This is a genomic window from Nostoc sp. NMS7 (genome assembly GCF_017115085.1).
In the GTDB taxonomy this organism is placed as follows: Bacteria; Cyanobacteriota; Cyanobacteriia; order Cyanobacteriales; family Nostocaceae; genus Nostoc.
The window spans coordinates 1-18,438 of record NZ_JABXKJ010000261.1; the positions used below are offsets into that span (position 1 = coordinate 1).

Here is an 18,438-nt window from a genome sequence, read left to right on the forward strand (position 1 = left end):
GGGCATTGGGCATTGGGCATTGGGCATTGGGCATTGGGCATTGGGCATTGGGCATGGGTTATTCCCCTTGTCTCCCTTATCTCGGAATTGCGGTTGAGTGGGCGTTGATTTTGTCAACCCTTATCCCCCTTGTCTCCCTTATCTCCCTCATCTCCCTCATCTCCCTACGGCGCTTCCGTCTGTTGCTCTGTTGCCTTACTTGGTGGAATCTCCTCAAGAGGAATCAGGGCTTCGATCACCGACTTCACAATTGGCGCGGCGACAGTAGAACCATAGGCACTTTCTCCTTTTGGCTCATCTACCAGTGCGAACACTACATACCGAGGAGATTCCACGGGCAAAATAGCCACAAAGCTGGTCATTCTCGCACCCTTGATGTAGCCGCCAGAGGGACTAGCTTTTTGGGCTGTACCAGTTTTACCAGCAATCCGATATCCCGGAATTTGTGCCACCTTGCCGGTGCCTTCAGTAACAACAGTTTCCATCATTTCTACAACCTTTTGGGCTGTTGCGGCTGAGAAAATTTGGCGGGGGATGGTGCGCGTGGGTGAATCATGCATCTGCCCTTTGCTATCAATCAGCCCCCGAACTATATGGGGTGTTACCAACTTACCGCCATTGGCTAAAGCGCCGTGCATTTGCACTAGCTGTAACGGTGTCATGGAAAAGCCTTGTCCAAAGGAAGTAGTAGCTGCCTCAATTGGCGAAGCGATAAATTCTTCTTGACTTTTGAGCCGGCCACCAACTTCAAAAGGTAAATCTGTATCAACTTTTTGTCCTAGCCCCAAACGTTCGAGCCAGTTATAGTAGATTGAAGGCTTTAAGCGTTGAATAATTTGCACCATGCCAATGTTGCTAGAATGTTGGAGAATTTGAGCAATGTTGATCCGCCCGTAACCATTGTTCTCAGCATTTTTGATGGTGTAATTAGCTACTTGAATAGAGCCGGAGTCATTAAACATATCATCTGCTTTGATCACGCCATTTTCTAGAGCGATCGCCACATTCAAAGGTTTAAAAGTCGATCCCGGTTCATAAAGATCCGCCACCGTCCAGTTTTTAAATAGCGAAATATTAGCTTTAGCGTATTCATTAGGGTTATAGGTAGGTTCAGAAACCAGGGCGAGCAAGGAACCATCGAACGCATCCATTACAATTACCGCTCCCCGTTTGGCGTCAAACTTCTGCATCTGTTGTTTAAGCGCAGTCCGAGCAATTCGTTGCAGACGGCTATCAATAGTTAGTTGCAGTCGCAAATCATCAAAATGCAAAAAACCTTCAGGGGCATGATCAGGCATCACAGATCCATTACCCGACCGACTGAGCCGCACCGTTTGCACAGGACGTTCTAGCAACTTCTCTTGAGAGTATTCCACACCTGCTTGACCACGGCGGTCAACATTCACATAGCCCACCACGTCAGCAACCAAATCATCTGATGGGTAATATCGGGAGTATTTTTGAATCCACTCCAAGCCATTTAAGCGCAAAGAGATGATGCGATCAATAATTTCTTGCGGTAGGGCAGGGGCAAGTATAATTCCGCTTCTTTTGCTTTCAAAAGTTTTCACCAATTCCGCAGAATCTTTTGCCAAAATTGGCGCAAGTCGCTCTGCCATATCTTCATTAGACTTATCAAACAGCTTGGGATGAGCGTACAAAGTGTATACAGGACGGTCAATCGCCAACAGATTACTATTGCGATCTAACACCGGGCGACGGGGCATAAAAGGTCGCAAATTCACCATTTGCTGGTTTCGCGCCTGCTCTGTTAACTTTGTACCCTTGACAATTTGGAGGTTATACAATTTCACACCCAACCCCAACCCTGATGCCATTAATACGCCCCAGACTATAAACAGTCGAGACTTAGTGTTGAATGTTTGGTTTTGGATATTAGAGGCTAGTTTTCCCAAAAACCCTCGCTTATAACCCTTTTGTCCCCTTGTGAATCCTGGATTGCGAAACTTTGTGAATTTTGTTCTGCTTGGTGACTTCTGCATTGGGTTCGTCCTTTGTCATTTGTCATTTGTCATTTGCTACAAGTCGGAGTCCTAATGACAAATGACTAATGACTCTTAGCCTTTTACCAATTCTCCAAAATAAAGCTACAGATTTAAGAGGTAGAAACTCAGATTACAGCCTTTTTCATGTATTTGAACCATAATCTTCGCTAGGGGCGCACAGATATCATTGGTGTCAACTTCAGCCAAAACCCTTTTAAAACCTCGTTCTGGCTAGAAATGCTGCTCATTGCGGCAGAGCCGCAAGTTAATAGGCAAAGCCTCAATCAGGGGCATTCCCAGTCTCCGACTGGGAACGAGATAAACGAGATAATGTCTCAAAACATTCTTGCTTACTAACTTTCACGTTAACTTGACACCAATGCACATCTGTTGTCCTAGAGTATGGTTTAATTACCTGAATATTGCTGTGAATCTGACTTTCCGAATTACGAATTATGTTAGCGTAGCGTTAGCGAGTATTCGTTCGCTTTTAGCCTCTGGTAGAGAGCGTCATTACGAATTACGAATTAGATTTAGTATCCTAATGGCGAGAGTCTTTGCTGCGTTTCAGAATTTGGCGTTGTGTTAGACGATGCCGGCTTAGAACTATGAGATGCTGGAAGCAAGAAAATCATCCCTTGAGGAGTCGGTGATACCAGCCCTGCTGTTGGTTGTTCTGCTTCCTGAGCCATTTTATTTGTCAACGTCGCGTTGGTTGTCATTAGCAACTGCTCATGACGTTGTAGCCCTTGCAGTCTGCGATATGACTGACTCCAAAGCTGTTGGGAATATACCGTCCAGCCATAAACAGCAAGTGTCGATGCTACTAACAAGAACGCCAAAACGGTTGAATAACCATGAAAGGTGTACAAGCGCAGCAACCACAAAGGTACAGCTGCCGAATTAGGCATTGTGGGAAGGTTCCCACTCGACTGCTGATTGAGATTTGGCACTTGTCGTCTACCTAACTCTTTCACCGATTTGGGCATAACTGCCTCATTTGTGGGAGAAACCGCGAGATTTTTCGAGGAACGCTGTTGTCTTTGAGAGGATACTGGTGTAGAAGCGCTCCGTGGTGTTGACTTCATACGCGCAGAGCGTCGCCTCCCTAAAGAAAGGATAGAATCTTGCCGGAACCAATTACCCCTTGTAGAAACAGTAGATTTACGAGCAATTACCATAATTTTTTTAGATGGGAAATACTGTACTTTAGATTGACTGTCTTGATTGTCTGTTTTTGCTGAGGTTAAAATCACCTTCTTTGCAACAAGCACACATAACAGACTACACCCTTTTAACTGTTCTGATAGGTAGCTGTACCAATGTTTGCATCCTCTAAATATTGCAATGTTTGCAATCAGCGATTAGCAACTGGACAGCTTACCCTTTAGCGATCGCCCCTAAAGTATGGCTTCGCGAGGCAGCAAGATGCAATACTCTGTGAAAAAATAAAATTTTTTGCTATGATAACTCGAATTGCTAGAAAACTTGGTAATTTCCGTTTTGCTCCTGAGTTAAGAGAAACTAATCAGATGGCTGTATGATCTGTAATCCCAAAAAGAATACGCCAAAGGATTGTTTTTTTAAGTATGTATTCTCGCAGCCTTAAAAAAAAGCAATAAATACGGTATCGTATTCAACAGGCGAAATATTGTTCTAGCCACAATTGGTGAAAGAGGAGTTATGAAAACAAAAATCTTTGGTTTGGCTTTAATGTTAAGTCTGGCTGCAATTCTCGGAGCCTGCGAAGGTGGTGGTGGTGATGGTGCTGGTGCTGGTGCTGGTACCACTAGTACTCCCGCTGCTACAGGTGAACCAACTGATGCGCCTCCTGCGGCCTCTAGCCCTGCCGCGACTACAGCACCTACTCCCGCAACTACTCCTAAATAAGGCATCTTCAGCTTTAGTTTGAATGATGCCCAAAAGAGCTTAGTAATAACACTCGTCACGACATAGCTAGAATTAATTAGGTTAATGTAAAAACCTGGATATTTCTATCTATTGGTGGATCAGAGGCCAGAGTTTGCTGAAATATCAGCTAAGTAGGGCAGCAAGTAGAGGACACTGGTGATGAGGGTTACGTCCTCAACCAAGTGTCCGCCTGAAATTCTCGCCTGACCGAAGCTTGTTCCAAGTCCAAGGGAGTTGAGTTATATAAATCTAAGCCATTTTGTGGGCAAGGTACTTCTCTGGTTTGGTATTTGGAATAGCTTAAATTCCTGAGTTTTCAGAGGATAAAACAATTCATCGCGATCGCTGGCAATTGCTCTTGAGCATTCCCTATAGTCTATTCCGGATCAGGAGAGACCTGGTAATGTCCCTTGATATTGCCAGATTTTTATTAGGAGAATTTGTAACTTTGAATATAGGGAATGAGAAAAACAGATTTTCATCCGGCGTTGTGAAGGCAGTTCAGGAGATGGGAAAAGTTAAAGCGAGAAAGGAGATACAATTACTATGCTTAATTGTGATTAGTGCTACGTTAATTCTCTTAAGTAGCTATTGGGGGTCAGCAGTAGTAGCTTTACCGCCAGCAGAAGATACACCAGAAGAAATATTACGCACTAAAATTATCATAGAAGCGCGATCGCCGATTGATGGAAAATTCCTCACAGCTGCCGAATATATCCAATTACAAGCGCAGCTGCAAGAAGGACCCCCACCAAAACTAGACCCGAAAATTCGAGAACAGATTTTCTTGCTTCGCTTACGTAAAACATTATTTCAGTTTTTCCCATTTTTAAATTTTTGAGAATTACTCAAGGGTCAAATGTCAAGAGCTTTATCCCATCTTCCCCACTCCCCAATGCCCGATTCTGAGGTAGGATAACGGTGGCGACAAAATTGCAAATAAATGTAAAGAATATATATAGATATTAAATAAGTAGATTTAGTCAATCACGTTATTTCACTTAGGTAGCTTCATGTCCATGACCACGATCGCCCCTGAACAGGTTAACAGCATCGTTTGGAATCAGCATAACGATCCCTTTGAAATACTAGGTTCTCATCCCATAGAACAAGATGGTAAAACTGTCTGGGCTGTGCGAGCCTATCTACCAAATGCAAGTGCGGCATGGGTGGTTATTCCTGAACAACGCAAAGAATACCCGATGCAAACAGTGCATCATCCCCAGTTTTTTGAATGCACCATTGAAACCGCAGAACTAGCAAACTATCAGTTACGGATTAAAGAGGGTGAACATGAGCGTGTCATTTATGACCCTTACGCTTTCCGTTCTCCCCACTTGACAGACTTTGACTTGCATTTGTTTAAGGAAGGCAACCATCACCGGATATACGAAAAACTGGGAGCGCACCCTACGGAAATAGACGGAGTTAAAGGCGTTTATTTTGCTGTTTGGGCACCCAACGCTCGTAATGTTTCATTGTTGGCAGATTTCAACCTCTGGGATGGGCGTAAAAACCAGATGCGTAAAGGCCGCACCGGGGTTTGGGAATTATTTATTCCTGAAATCGGTGTGGGAGAGCATTACAAATATGAAATCAAAAATTTTGAAGGACACATTTACGAAAAATCTGATCCCTACGGTTTCCAGCAGGAACCCCGCCCGAAAACGGCATCTATTGTCACTGATTTAAATACTTATAGTTGGACTGATGAAGATTGGATGGAAAAGCGGCGTCGCTCTGACCCCCTGACTCAGCCCGTCTCAGTCTATGAAGTACATTTAGGCTCTTGGTTACACGCTTCGAGTGCCGAACCAGCGAAACTCCCTAATGGTGAAACGGAACCTGTAGTTATCGTTTCCGAACTGAAGCCGGGCGCACGCTTCCTTACCTATCGGGAACTAGCTGACCGACTTATTCCATACGTCAAAGAATTAGGATACACCCATCTAGAATTGCTGCCGATTGCGGAGCATCCCTTTGATGGTTCTTGGGGTTATCAAGTAACTGGGTACTATGCCCCCACTTCGCGTTTTGGCAGCCCGGAAGATTTCATGTATTTTGTTGACAAATGTCACGAAAATGATCTAGGGGTAATTGTAGATTGGGTTCCTGGTCACTTCCCCAAAGATGGACATGGTTTAGCTTTCTTTGATGGTAGCCACCTCTACGAACACTCTGACCCCCGGAAGGGCGAACACAAAGGATGGGGTACTCTGGTGTTCAACTATGGTCGCCATGAAGTTAGTAATTTTTTAGCTGCAAATGCCCTCTTCTGGTTTGACAAGTACCACATTGACGGGATTCGTGTCGATGCTGTTGCCTCGATGCTCTATAACGACTATTGCCGCGAACCTGGAGAATGGCTGCCCAACAAGTACGGCGGCAGAGAAAACCTAGAAGCAGCAGATTTTCTGCGTCAGGTAAATCACATTATCTTTAGCTATTTCCCCGGTATTCTCTCAATTGCTGAAGAATCTACTTCCTGGCCAATGGTATCTTGGCCCACCTATACAGGCGGGCTGGGCTTTAACTTGAAGTGGGATATGGGGTGGATGCACGATATGCTGGATTACTTTAGCATGGACCCTTGGTTCCGTCAGTTCCACCAAAACAATATCACCTTTAGTATGTGGTACAACCACAGCGAGAACTTCATGCTGGCTCTATCCCACGATGAAGTGGTGCATGGTAAGAGCAATATCATCGGTAAAATGCCGGGGGATACATGGCAGAAGTTAGCGAATGTGCGTTGTTTGTTTAGCTATATGTTTGCTCATCCAGGCAAGAAAACCATGTTTATGAGCATGGAGTTTGGGCAGTGGAGTGAATGGAATGATTGGACAGATTTGCAGTGGGATTTATTGCAGCATGAAGGCCACCAACGGTTAAAAAGGTTTTTCCAGGATTTGAACCATCTCTACCGTTCTGAACCAGTTTTGTACACCCAGGATTTTGCTCAACCTGGGTTTGAGTGGATTGACTGTAGCGATAACCGTCATAGTGTAGTTTCCTTTATCCGTCGTGATCAAGATTCTGATGATTTTGCGATCGTGGTTTGCAATTTTACACCGCAACCCCATTCACATTACCGTATTGGTGTACCGCAAAAAGGATTTTATACCGAGTTGTTCAATAGTGATGCGCGACCCTATGGCGGCAGTAATATGGGCAACTTAGGTGGTAAGTGGACAAATGATTGGTCTTTGCACAGTCATCCCTATTCCCTGGATTTGTGTTTGCCACCTTTGGGTGTGTTGATTCTCAAGTTGGATAAGAAGAAGACTGCTGAGGTAATGGGATAACAATTAAGGAATAAGAATTAAATAAGATACAATTTATGCCCCTGGCTTACCTCACCCTCAATCCCTCTCCGATATATTGGAGAGGGAAGCTAGAGACTCTATTGGAGATAAATCAGGAGAATAGGGCGGTAAAAACTTTACTTTTGCGTCGACAGACTCAATTGCAAGTCTTACAGATTCACCACTCTTGGAGCGCGCAGATTGTCCATGACGACTATTCAGGAACTGACTCAGATTTTTGATCGCTTTTATCGGGTGAATAGCGATGCCTACGGTGGTCACTGAGCTTGCCATTCGCGCAGCGCGATGTCCTGAACTTGCCGTTCGCGTAGCGTCTCGTAGAGAAGGGTCTCGTAGAGAAGTGCAGACTGCGCCTACACTCTCGTAAAACTGGTGGTTCTGGATTAGGATTAGCGATCGCTAAAGCAATTATTCAGGCATACTAAGGTAGTTTGAAGGTGCAAAGTGAATTAGGTAAAGGTAGCACTTTTACGATTCAATTACCTTTTGATGTCACCCCAATTTCCCAAATTAAATTGCTGTATTACCTCAAACCTAAATTTAAGTAAAACTTTCTCTACCAAACTTTACTCATATTTAGAATAAACCCAGGCAATACCAACTCGCCGCTAACTGTTGCAGGATTATCTAAACATTCCTCTGGTAATCCAGGACTATAAATATAAACTTTACGCTGCTTACGGTCAATCAACCAGCCTAACTGTATTCCTGGCTCGTTCATATATTCCTCCATTTTTTCCTTCAAAGTCTGGAGGTTGTCGCTAGGAGATTTGAGTTCGACTACAAAATCTGGACAAATAGGAGCAAACTTTCGCTGCTGTTCTGCTGAGAGAGCATTCCACCGTTCTAGTTTAATCCAGGAAGCGTCTGGAGAACGTTCTGCACCTGTTGATAGCTTAAATCCGGTACTAGAGCTAAAAGTTATACCTGTACCATCTTGTTCTGACCACACCCATAGCTGTCCTGAGATATTAACTTCTCGGTTTCCTGTCTCTGAACCAGTAGGGGGCATAATTACCAATTCTCCTAATTTATTTCGCTCAATCCGTAAGTCACGATTCACCTGACAGAAATCAAAAAATTGTTCGTCTGTCATTTGCATTGATGACGGAATTTGCAAAACCAAAGCAGATGAAAACATCGGGATTTCCTCCAGGTTCGGATGCCTAGCCTACTGACTATATTCTCATGCAAAAAACAAAGACGCCAAGATATAACTTTGCGTCTTTGCTTTTTTATCCGAAATCATTTTCAGATTTACTTATTAGGCTGAGGAGTTAGCCGCAGATAGGGTTTGACTTCCTCGTAACCTTTGGGGAATTTCTGTTTGAGTACTTCTGGATCTTTCAGTGAGGGGACAATTACAACATCCTCTCCATCTTTCCAGTCAGCTGGTGTTGCCACACTGTAATTATCAGTCAATTGCAGAGAATCAATCACCCGCAAAAGTTCATCAAAGTTACGTCCCGTGCTGGGAGGGTAGGTGAAAGTGAGACGGAGTTTCTTGTTGGGGTCAATCACGAAAACCGATCGCACTGTCACAGCCGCATTAGCATTCGGATGGATCATGTCGTAAAGGTCAGAAACCTTGCGATCGGCATCTGCCAAAATTGGGTAGTTAAGGGTGGTGCTTTGAGTTTCTTCGATGTCTCCCACCCAGCCGTTGTGGGATTCAACGTTATCAACACTAAGTGCGATCGCTTTGACATTGCGCTTGTCAAATTCTGGTTTGAGCTTGGCAACTGTGCCGAGTTCTGTTGTGCAAACAGGTGTAAAATCAGCAGGGTGAGAAAACAGCACAACCCAGCTCTCACCTGCCCATTCGTAAAAATCGATGTCGCCGTGTGTTGAGGCTTGCGTAAAGTTGGGTACTGTGTCACCTAGACGGATAGTCATATTGATATTCCCTGTAGTTAGAAAAGCATATATATTCTAGTATGCCATCATCACATAAAACCCCTATTTTCCTATCGGAGTTTAGCGGTTTGAAACAAAATTTTAGGTTGTCAGTACTCTCGGATATGAAACGAGAGAGAGGTAAAATTTATTGACTAAAGTACACATATATGCTCTAAATTAGTATTTTTTCCCTACAGGTTTTTCTTTACATTTCAAAAATCAAATAGGAATCCTATAGTTATAAATTTCCACGCCGACTTACTTATCTTAGCTGTGAATGTGTAAGTCTATATCAACTTTACCTTGTTTGACTTGAGCAACGCATCGTAACCACTCATGCCAAACAGCAGGAACAGGAGTTTCACCATCTTCTATAGTACTCATGTCTCCAAGTAATCCTCCCAACTCATTTGATTGGGTTCGCGTTGAATTAAATTAATTTGTTTGCCAGAATTTCCTGGTAAGCTTGGATTGTTTGACGAGCGATCGCATCCCAGCTAAAATTTTCCAAAGCATATTTTTGGGCGTTTAATCCGCGTCGTTGGCGTTCTGCGGGATTTTGCAAAGCTTCTTGTAGTAACTCTACCAGTGCTTCGACATCTGTTGCACCCACCCAACCTGACTGACTATCACGTATCTGTTGACAAATATGCACTTGGTCAGAAATGACTACGGGTGTTCCTGCTACCATCGCTTCAGCGACAGCAATCCCAAAATTTTCGTAGTAGGAAGGCAAGACAAATAAATCAGCAGCTTGTAGTAAACTAAATTTTAGTTCACCAGTTACAAAGCCAGTAATTGTAGTGTGCGATCGCAGTGGTGAATTTTGAATTTGGGATATTATCTTTTGTTCGTAATCTGGATCTTGGGGATTTGTTCCAGCTAAGACAAAATGAAACTTATAACCAACCGCTAATAGCTTTTCTAGCGCTGGAATCAACAAATTAAACCCTTTTTTTGGGTCAATTCGTGACATAAACAGCACTAACGGTACATCCTTTGGTATTTTTAACAACTGATCAGATACATTTTTAAGAAACGATTCAGGGGGGATTACACCCAAGGGAATCACCAACTCTGGCGTAGATACTCCAAATCGTTCTGATATTTTAGCTTCTTGATCGCTGGTAAAATGAATAGCTGCCGCACCAGCTAAATTTTGACGTTCTATAATTGCGACATAAAGCTGTTTTAATTGCTTTTTCTTGCGTAAATCAGCCGGATCAAGAGTACCCAAAGGACGGAAAATATAAGGTAGCTTTTGCTGACGACACACAATAGCAGCAGCACTAATTATTGGGGAGAATAGAGCATGAATATGTGCTATGTCAAACTCATGAGCATGACGTTTTAGCCAGTTTAATAAATCTAGAGAAAATTTGTAGCGACGAAACGGGGCGCAACGAAAGTAAATTATTTCATAGCCATCTTGTTTAATTGGGCGATTTAAAGGAACATCCAGAGGTGTTTGACCATTATCGCCATTACTATCAGTTGTGAGAATTGTAACTTCCACTCCCTCTTTTACCAATGCTGGAGCTAATCCTAGTACCATTTGACTGGGGCCGCCGTAAATCAGAGAAATTGAGGGGACAATTTGTAATATTTTCATTTTTTTGTCATTAATCAAGGTTTTTTAACCCACGGAGGTGGGTTTTGTCTGTGTAGCCAAGCCAGTGCGTTGGGCGGGCAATGCCCGACTTGTTCGCGCAGCGTCTCCCCCTGGGAGAAGCACCTGGCGCGCGACTTCTAGTCGCCCAGGCTAGTAATAAATTAGATTTTTAAAACATCCTCTTAATGACTATTAACTAATTCTTGATAAAACTCTAATTGCTGTTTAGCTAAAGCTTTATTTGTATATTTAATCATTGCTTTTTGATAACCCATTTCACCCAGACTGTGAGCAAAATAGGGTTTATCCATTAACTGAACTAAGCAATTAGCAAGGGCTTGAGTATCACCTTCGGGAAATACTAAACCAGCATCGCCAATTACATAGGGAATTTCCCCAGAATCAGAACCAATTACAGGTACTTGGCAAGCCATCGCCTCAATTAGCACATGACCAAACTGTTCTTTCCAGCCAACAGATGTTAAGGTTTTAAACTTGTAAGTTGTTTCTGAAGGCAGTACTAAAGTACTCATTAAATTGATATAGTTTGCAACCTGATCATGAGGGACACTTTCTAGCAAAATTAACCGTTCTTTAATATGATTTTCCGTCGCTATTTTGATTAATTCACTTTGCAACTCTCCCCGTCCCAGGAGGAGTAATTTCCAAGGTTTGTTTTTCAAAGTGATTAAGGCTTGTAAAAGTGTTAATAAACCCTTTTCTTGTACAAAACGCCCTACAAAGCCTATCACAAAATCGGTTTTTTCAATACCCAACTTAGCTGCTAATTCCGGTTGCGCCTTGGGAGTAAATAGACTTTCATCTATGCCCAGTTGTGGCATAACTTTAATTGACCCTTGATATCCCCGTTGTCGCAAAACTTCTGCTCCATCCTGATTGCCACAAATGATCCCGTGGCTGTGGTTGAGGTTATATTTTTCTAACAAAGAAACTGGGAGTTTCAGTTTGTATGGAAGATTCCACCAAGTAAAAAATACATTTTTTGCCTTGAGTCCTAAGAATTTATTTAAGACAATCATTTGAGTATAAGCCAATGCTCTAGACCCTTGTTCTACCTGAATAATTTGGGGACGAAACCATTTTAACAAAGATATCAAATCGACACCAAAGGTAAGGAGTCCCTGATGATTTTGACTAAAATTAGAAATAGGAACTATTCTAAATGTGCCTTCATCGCGGTATTCAGTTTCAATAATTCTGTTTTGCACACCACCTGGTTTCCAGCGCTTTGGGACTACAACTGTCACTTCAATGTCAGGTTCTAGTTGAGATAAAGCGCGTAATTTTTCACAGTTCAAGTCTACGATATAAGTGTGACTAGCAACTAAAATTTTCATTGTTAGTTATCCTTTGGTATTCACTAACTCCTAACTCCTGTACAGACGTGATTAATCGCGTCTCTCCAAACTCCAAACTCCTAACTCCTAACTAAACTTGTTCATCCAATCGACTATAAATTTGACCGTCATTCCATATTGATTGGATGACAGTACCTAAGGCTTTGAAAAAACCCAAAATGTAGAAAATAGCACGAGTGACAATTTTGATGGGGGAACCGCTTTTATGGCAAGGTGGGCGTCCCAGTACGTGACAGTCAAATAAACGGGCGAATAGGCGTAAAGCTTGAGTTGGAGTCAGGTTTTTCAGCCCCAGCAAGAAATGGTTGTGGTAGAAAGTGAGTTGATATTTGAGCGATCGCATACTAATATCATGACAACCCCCTGTTTCTTCGCCTAAATGCACCAAATGGGCTTCTGGGTCGTACCAAATCTTATATCCCGTCTGGCGCACCCGCAAACAAAAGTCTGACTCTTCCCGCACCGCACTACCGCCAAACCTTTCATCAAACCTCAGCCCGTACTTAGTAAAAATTTCGCGCCGAAAAGACATATTGCAACCCCTCGCTGTCAGCACTTGCTGGGGTTTAATCGTATGTACTAAATCAATATGATACCAAGCAATTCCTGGGTCCATAGCCTGGGGAGGTAGATATTCAATCTCTAAATCTCCTCCCGAATCACCCAATTTCATTCTGTCAAATACCCGTCCGGCGACAGCCCCCACCTCTGGATTTTGCAAATAATTTTTTGCATGGGCTGCTAACAATCCTGGAGTTAATTGAACATCATCATCAATAAATAATATTATTTCACCAGAAGACCGCCGGACAGCATAATTCCGCGCCCCTGGCAAACTTGCCCAATCTAAGCGCAACCATTTAATTTTACCTGCCTTTGCCATCTCTTCCAGGTAGGCTTGAATTTCTGGTTGGTGTTTTGCGGTTTGGTCTACAACTAAAACTTCAAAATTTGGATAGTCCTGTTTTAAGACATCCACAATGCTATCACGTAGCGCTTCCTCTCGCCCATAGGTTGGTATAATTACAGAAATTAAAGGGTAATTAGTCATAATTTTTTCTACTACTTTATCTAAAGGTAATTGGAATTTTCGTTAATCATCTGAAACACTAATTTTGCTTATTCATGACTGTTCCAAGCATTTTCATGAGGAATCGCTCTATTCTAATAAATGAAAATACATAAATTGCCAGTAATATACTCACTATTATTAAAGAAACTCCTATCTTCAAATAGTTATTTATTTGAATCACATAATTTAATTTAGGTAATAAAACAAAATACAAAGGTTGATGAATTAGATAAATTTGATAAGAATAAATTCCTAATATACTAAAAAAGCTTAATATATGTTGAATTTTAGCTATTTTAGCGAGATGGGATAATAATGCTTGAATACCAAAAAAAAATAAAGGAGTAAATAGCATATCTATACCTAACATATATATATATTTGATTTTAAAAATAGTTAAGATAGCATAAATAATAAATCCCAGACTAAAAAGAATGCTTGAAACAATCAAATCTGTTTTTCTAAAAATTTGATGCTTGGCATAGATAATTCCCCAATAAAGTCCTAGACAGAACTGAAATAAATAACTTCCTATAAAATTATCTTGTAAGAAAAATAAATAATTATTTGTATGATGATTTATTAAAAAGTAAAAAGCTAATAACTTCGTTATTATTGCTCCTATAAGTCCTAAAATTAATATTTTATTCTGGTGAGTTTTGCAAAATAAAAATATCAATGGTGTAAGTAAATAAGCCTCTAAAATTACTGTGAAAAACCAAAAACCAGGGTTGATTGATTGGAATCTTATCCCGGCTATACCTATAAATGATAAGAAAAAATTTAGGTTTAAATTAATCTTAATATTAACAAGTAAATAAAGTAAACAAGTTAATATAACAGCTAGTATATAAGCAGGATATATTCTATATAAACGTTTAAGTAGCCATGATTTCCAGTTAATTTTAATCTCCTCTATCTGGTTTTTTTGTAACTTAGAGATGAGAGCATAACTTGTGTTAAAACCAGCCATTAAAAAGAAGATATCTACAGCAGCATATCCGAGCTTTGCTCCATTACTATCTAAAACTGAAATTAGTTGCGATCGCGCCGGATAATTTTGAAAAAAATGAAATATGACAATTGCTAAAATTGCTAATCCTTTTATCTGGTCAATCCAATTAAATCTAGTTTGGCGTGTTTGACTGTGAGTATTCATATATCTGATATCTCGGAGTTTATATTCAGCTTGATATCCAGTAATTCGACCTTTAGATGCTGATTATTCGCTAATACTTACTGATAACCAGACTTAGCCACTAAGAGGATTTAGCAACCCTTGGTTAAGCTTAATACACAAGCAAGGTTCTGTCCACCGATAGCGTACTGGAGTATTCTCACTATGTCCCGTCAGCTTATTAGAGTTTTTTGTTTTTCTGCTTAGGATTTGCTTCTTCCTTCTCTTGTTTATCTAATATCGGCAATTTGAAAAGAACTCCTGCAAAAAACCAGTAATAGACAGCAACCGGATCAACATCTAGAGGATAGTAGTAGGTGTTGTAGCTAATAAACAATATAAACACCCATAAAGCTGCTCCGTAACTGCGGAAATTACGGTTCTTTATGGAGCGATAGGTTTTAAAGCCAATAATTGTTAAAGTTGTTACCAAACCCAGAAACGCTAGTACTCCAATAATTCCAACTTCATAAAGTACTTTGGGATAGTAGGTTTCCACAAGCTTAGTTTTACCCAATGCACGGGTAGAGTTAGTTGCTCGACCTAAGCCACTTCCCAGTGGACCGTCTACGGTTTTCCAATTCTCTTCAAATTGCTGGATGATAAAATCTTGAGGTGGTGAAGCGTCCCAGCGACCAGTAAAACTCTCGGTTCTCTCTTGCACTAGAACAGGGTTAGTCACGATCGCAATTCCCACAATCAAGGCAAGTCCCACGCCTATGGGGATAAATCGTTTCAGGTTGCCAATTTGTCCAGTGAGCAATAGCAAAATCCCGAAGCAGATTGGTACTAAAGCTAAGGCGATTCTCTGTCCAGAAATAACAGAATTGAGAAAGACTGTCACTAAAGAACCTAAACCGACTAGCCGCCATATTGGGGAGGGATCGGTGAAGCCGGTGGCAAAAGTAAAAAAGGTGCTGGCAATTAAGAACCATGCCCACTGCCAAGGAGCTACAAATGTCCCTGGTAGGCGAATAACCCCTTCATCAGGACTATATACTAGCGCTCCACCAAAATAACATCTGGCTTCGAGTGTTGCTCTAAATAAGGCGTCTCCTTCAAGACCTCTAGTGCCTTGACATACACCCGTTATTAGTAAGAAGTATTGAATAAATCCCAGCACACAGCAAATTAGTATAAGAGCAATCTGGAGGCGTGATAAAAATAGAAAATCCCGTTTATCCCGAATTAAATAGTAAGCACAACCAATCAGGGGGACATAGCCTAAAAATATTTTTAGTCCGAGAATTCCCATACCTAAAGGTATTTCTGGGGGACCTTTTTCTAATAGTCCCGAAATAGGCGGGTTAAACTGCTGTCCACCATTGACAAATAACAGTGTTAGCAGACTGCAACCCAAAACAATATAAAGTGGGATTTTAATGCCTTGGGGAATAATTAGGGGTAGCCCCTGTTTCCGGCAAGTCTGCCAAAGTCCAATTAGCGCTGGAACGTAAAATGCATCTTTAGCTAATTGGAGTATGGGACTATCGCCTAAGTAGTAGGTGATAGTACCCCCAATAGGTACGTAAATGATGAAGGCATATAGCGCTTGGCGGGGGTATTTGTAGGAAAGGGACATGATGATTATCCCTAAGACGCCAGGGACTGCTGCTTTAATTCCAGCTAGGAAAAAGAGCAGAATGCCAACGAAGACACCGCCAAAAGTGGCGGTGGTAAGTAAGCTAATGAGTTCTTTACGTGCTTGGGCTGCTTTGCGCTTTTGGGCTAACTGTTCTTTGAGGTTAAGGGTAGAAGTTTCCTTTTTAGCCTGCTTTTTCGATTTTTTAGATTGCTGAGATTTTGACTTGAATTTTGGCATGGTGGTGCTGTAGCCTATCAGCCTCAGAGAATCTATTATAGTTGACAAATTTCTTTGGATTGCTGTAACTCGTGCAATCCGAATTCATCTCTAATTGATTGATTTAATAATTTGTAATTAAAAATGCTATAGCAGTTATCGGTTGAGTGAGGTACAAGAACCCCACCCCCAACCTCCTCCCCGCTCTTCGAGAGTGATTAGGAAACGCTATAAATCTTAATCTTTTTGAATTATCAAAAAAATTCTCTCCTGTTTCCAAAATATAAATTAGCCAGATAAGTAGGTAGGCGTAATTAAACATAAGATCAAACCTCACCTTCAATCCCTCTCCGAACTCACGGAGAGGGAAGCCGGAGGCAGGGTGAGGTTTTATATTTAATTTGACCCACTTACTTATTGCAAATACAAATTTCACAGCTTCTACAGATAACCAAGGCTGGTTAATTTGCAGAAGCTATGACGAAAAATTGGTGCTTGATAATAGCTAATTTAGTCCATCAAATGTTGCTGGACTTGGGAAACTAATTCATTTGTCCAGTGGTTGGCAAGGTCGGCATTGGCAGCTTCCACCATAACTCTGATCACTGGTTCTGTGCCAGAGGCGCGAACCAAAATTCTGCCGGAATCACCCATTGCAACTTCCGCAAGAGCGATCGCTTGTTGCAGAGGTTGGCAATCTTGCCATCCCAAACGGCGATCGCGATCAATAACTCGCACATTTCGCAACAATTGCGGATAGGTCTGGAAGCTTTGATCTACTAATTCGCCTAAGGGAACACCCGCCTCTTTCACCAAGGCTGCTATATGTAATGCTGTTAACAAACCATCTCCAGTCACAGCATAATGACGGCAAAGAATATGACCTGATTGTTCGCCGCCTAGCATTGCCCCAGTCCGCAACATTTCGGCTTGCACGTATTGGTCGCCGACTGCGGTACGAATTAAGTTTCCACCCTGTTGCTGCCAAGCTTTCTCAAAGCCTAAGTTGGCCATGACAGTAGATACAATCAGGTTGTCTGGGAGTTGTTGCTTTTGTTGTAAGTGGCGTCCCCAGAGATAGAGAATGTAATCGCCGTTAACTTGCCGTCCGGTATTGTCTACTCCTAAGACGCGATCGGCATCACCATCGAAGGCAAAGCCGATGTCGGCGTTGTGTTCTTGTACTGTTGCTGCCAAAATATCTAAATAAGTGGAACCGCAATTAACATTAATGCGATCGCCGTCTGGTTCGTTATGCAAGCAGATTACCTCTGCCCCCATTTCTCTAAATACTGATGGTGCTAACCCGACTGCTGCACCCCACGCCAAGTCTAAAACAATCTTCATTCCTTGAAGATTTAGGCTACTGTTCAAGGGTTTTTTCAACGCCGAGCTATAATCCCCCACTAACTCCAAACGTGAGTAATGCCGACCGCAATTACTGATAGCAATAGGTGATATTTTACCACGCAGTCCGGCTTCTATTTCTGCCTGCAATATTTGCGGTAACTTCCCACCATCGGCACTAAAAATCTTAATCCCATTGTCTTCTGGGGGATTGTGGCTGGCAGAAATCATCACTCCGCCGATGGCTTCACTAATGCTGGTGAGATAGGCAACGCCAGGAGTGGGACATAATCCCAAATACCACACCTCTAATCCTGCTGCTGTTAACCCTGCACTCAACGCCATTGCCAGCATATCGCTGGAGTTTCTAGAGTCTTGTCCGAGAATGACTGGCCCTACTTCAGTAGCATGGTTACGTAAAACAATCCCTGTCCAAAAACCAACTTGTAATGCTAGGGGCGCACTCAGTAATTCTCCCACTCGTCCGCGAATCCCATCTGTGCCAAATAAGGGATTTACTGGTAGTGGGATTAAATTCAGTGCAAAACTGCTCTCAATCCCTTTGCCCAATCCCTCAACGTCGGAAGCAGAACCCCCAGCAATGCCCGATGTCCGAGTTATAGATGAAACCATATTGTTTAAACACTCCACACAATCACACTGAAAAATAACACTTAAGACTTTATTCAGCAATTTTGAGATGCTTTTTCTCTTTAGAAATTCATTCCAGATTCGGCTAAGATTACGTAATAATACTGAATTAACCCAACTTTAATTGTAAAGATTTTATAAAGTCAGTATTGCTTTTTAGATTATTATTAAAGTCTCCACATCTTAGCGAATTATTCTTTTTATGCCCTCAACTTGAGTCTTGATTATCTGTATTAGTTCACACTTTGTAATGTTAA

The 18,438-nt window shown here is 41.8% G+C and carries 13 protein-coding genes and 1 pseudogene; 4 read left to right on the top strand and 10 right to left on the bottom strand.

The features are described 5' to 3' along the window. Window positions 1-164 precede the first annotated feature (164 nt). Together HWQ38_RS37905 and HWQ38_RS37910 are read right to left on the bottom strand one after the other, a co-directional pair. Window positions 165-2,003: a penicillin-binding protein 2 gene (locus HWQ38_RS37905; protein WP_292804902.1), complete on the bottom strand. Its 1,839-nt coding sequence runs from the start codon at window positions 2,001-2,003 to the stop codon at window positions 165-167. Between the two features lie 536 nt (window positions 2,004-2,539). Next, window positions 2,540-3,187 (bottom strand): hypothetical protein, encoded by a 648-nt coding sequence (locus tag HWQ38_RS37910; protein WP_292804904.1) that lies wholly within the window; start codon window positions 3,185-3,187, stop codon window positions 2,540-2,542. A gap of 502 nt (window positions 3,188-3,689) precedes the next feature. On the opposite strand from HWQ38_RS37910, the gene HWQ38_RS37915 reads away from it, so the two are divergent. From HWQ38_RS37915 to HWQ38_RS37930, 4 genes and pseudogenes are all read left to right on the top strand, one after another. Beyond that, window positions 3,690-3,896, top strand: coding sequence for a hypothetical protein (locus HWQ38_RS37915; protein WP_292804905.1), 207 nt, complete (start codon window positions 3,690-3,692; stop codon window positions 3,894-3,896). 529 nt (window positions 3,897-4,425) lie between these two features. After that, the gene (locus HWQ38_RS37920) at window positions 4,426-4,758 is read left to right on the top strand and encodes a hypothetical protein (protein ID WP_292805001.1); all 333 of its coding nucleotides are present in this window, start codon (window positions 4,426-4,428) and stop codon (window positions 4,756-4,758) included. A 172-nt stretch (window positions 4,759-4,930) separates the two neighbouring features. Further along, the gene (glgB, locus tag HWQ38_RS37925; protein WP_292804906.1) at window positions 4,931-7,222 is read left to right on the top strand and encodes a 1,4-alpha-glucan branching enzyme; all 2,292 of its coding nucleotides are present in this window, start codon (window positions 4,931-4,933) and stop codon (window positions 7,220-7,222) included. 380 nt (window positions 7,223-7,602) lie between these two features. Next, window positions 7,603-7,791, top strand: a pseudogene (locus HWQ38_RS37930) (ATP-binding protein); the annotation flags it as partial. Between the two features lie 8 nt (window positions 7,792-7,799). Here HWQ38_RS37930 and HWQ38_RS37935 read toward each other — a convergent pair. From HWQ38_RS37935 to glmM, 8 genes are all read right to left on the bottom strand, one after another. Beyond that, window positions 7,800-8,384: a Uma2 family endonuclease gene (locus HWQ38_RS37935; protein WP_292804907.1), complete on the bottom strand. Its 585-nt coding sequence runs from the start codon at window positions 8,382-8,384 to the stop codon at window positions 7,800-7,802. Between the two features lie 116 nt (window positions 8,385-8,500). Further along, complete coding sequence (locus tag HWQ38_RS37940) at window positions 8,501-9,139, bottom strand: peroxiredoxin (RefSeq protein ID WP_292804908.1); 639 nt, start codon at window positions 9,137-9,139, stop codon at window positions 8,501-8,503. Window positions 9,140-9,572: 433 nt separating this feature from the next. Beyond that, a complete protein-coding gene (gene hpsP / locus HWQ38_RS37945) occupies window positions 9,573-10,754 on the bottom strand; it encodes a hormogonium polysaccharide biosynthesis glycosyltransferase HpsP (protein WP_292804910.1) in 1,182 nt (393 codons plus the stop codon). 182 nt (window positions 10,755-10,936) lie between these two features. Then, entirely contained in the window at window positions 10,937-12,112 is a 1,176-nt protein-coding gene (gene hpsO, locus HWQ38_RS37950) for a hormogonium polysaccharide biosynthesis glycosyltransferase HpsO (RefSeq protein ID WP_292804912.1), read from the bottom strand. Between the two features lie 91 nt (window positions 12,113-12,203). Beyond that, a complete protein-coding gene (gene hpsN / locus HWQ38_RS37955; RefSeq protein WP_292804913.1) occupies window positions 12,204-13,184 on the bottom strand; it encodes a hormogonium polysaccharide biosynthesis glycosyltransferase HpsN in 981 nt (326 codons plus the stop codon). A gap of 58 nt (window positions 13,185-13,242) precedes the next feature. Beyond that, a complete protein-coding gene (locus HWQ38_RS37960; RefSeq protein WP_292804915.1) occupies window positions 13,243-14,364 on the bottom strand; it encodes an acyltransferase in 1,122 nt (373 codons plus the stop codon). A 199-nt stretch (window positions 14,365-14,563) separates the two neighbouring features. After that, window positions 14,564-16,204: a hormogonium polysaccharide biosynthesis protein HpsL gene (gene hpsL / locus HWQ38_RS37965; protein ID WP_292805004.1), complete on the bottom strand. Its 1,641-nt coding sequence runs from the start codon at window positions 16,202-16,204 to the stop codon at window positions 14,564-14,566. A 489-nt stretch (window positions 16,205-16,693) separates the two neighbouring features. Beyond that, window positions 16,694-18,163, bottom strand: a complete 1,470-nt coding sequence (glmM, locus tag HWQ38_RS37970; RefSeq protein WP_292804917.1) for a phosphoglucosamine mutase — start codon at window positions 18,161-18,163, stop codon at window positions 16,694-16,696. Window positions 18,164-18,438: the final 275 nt, after the last annotated feature.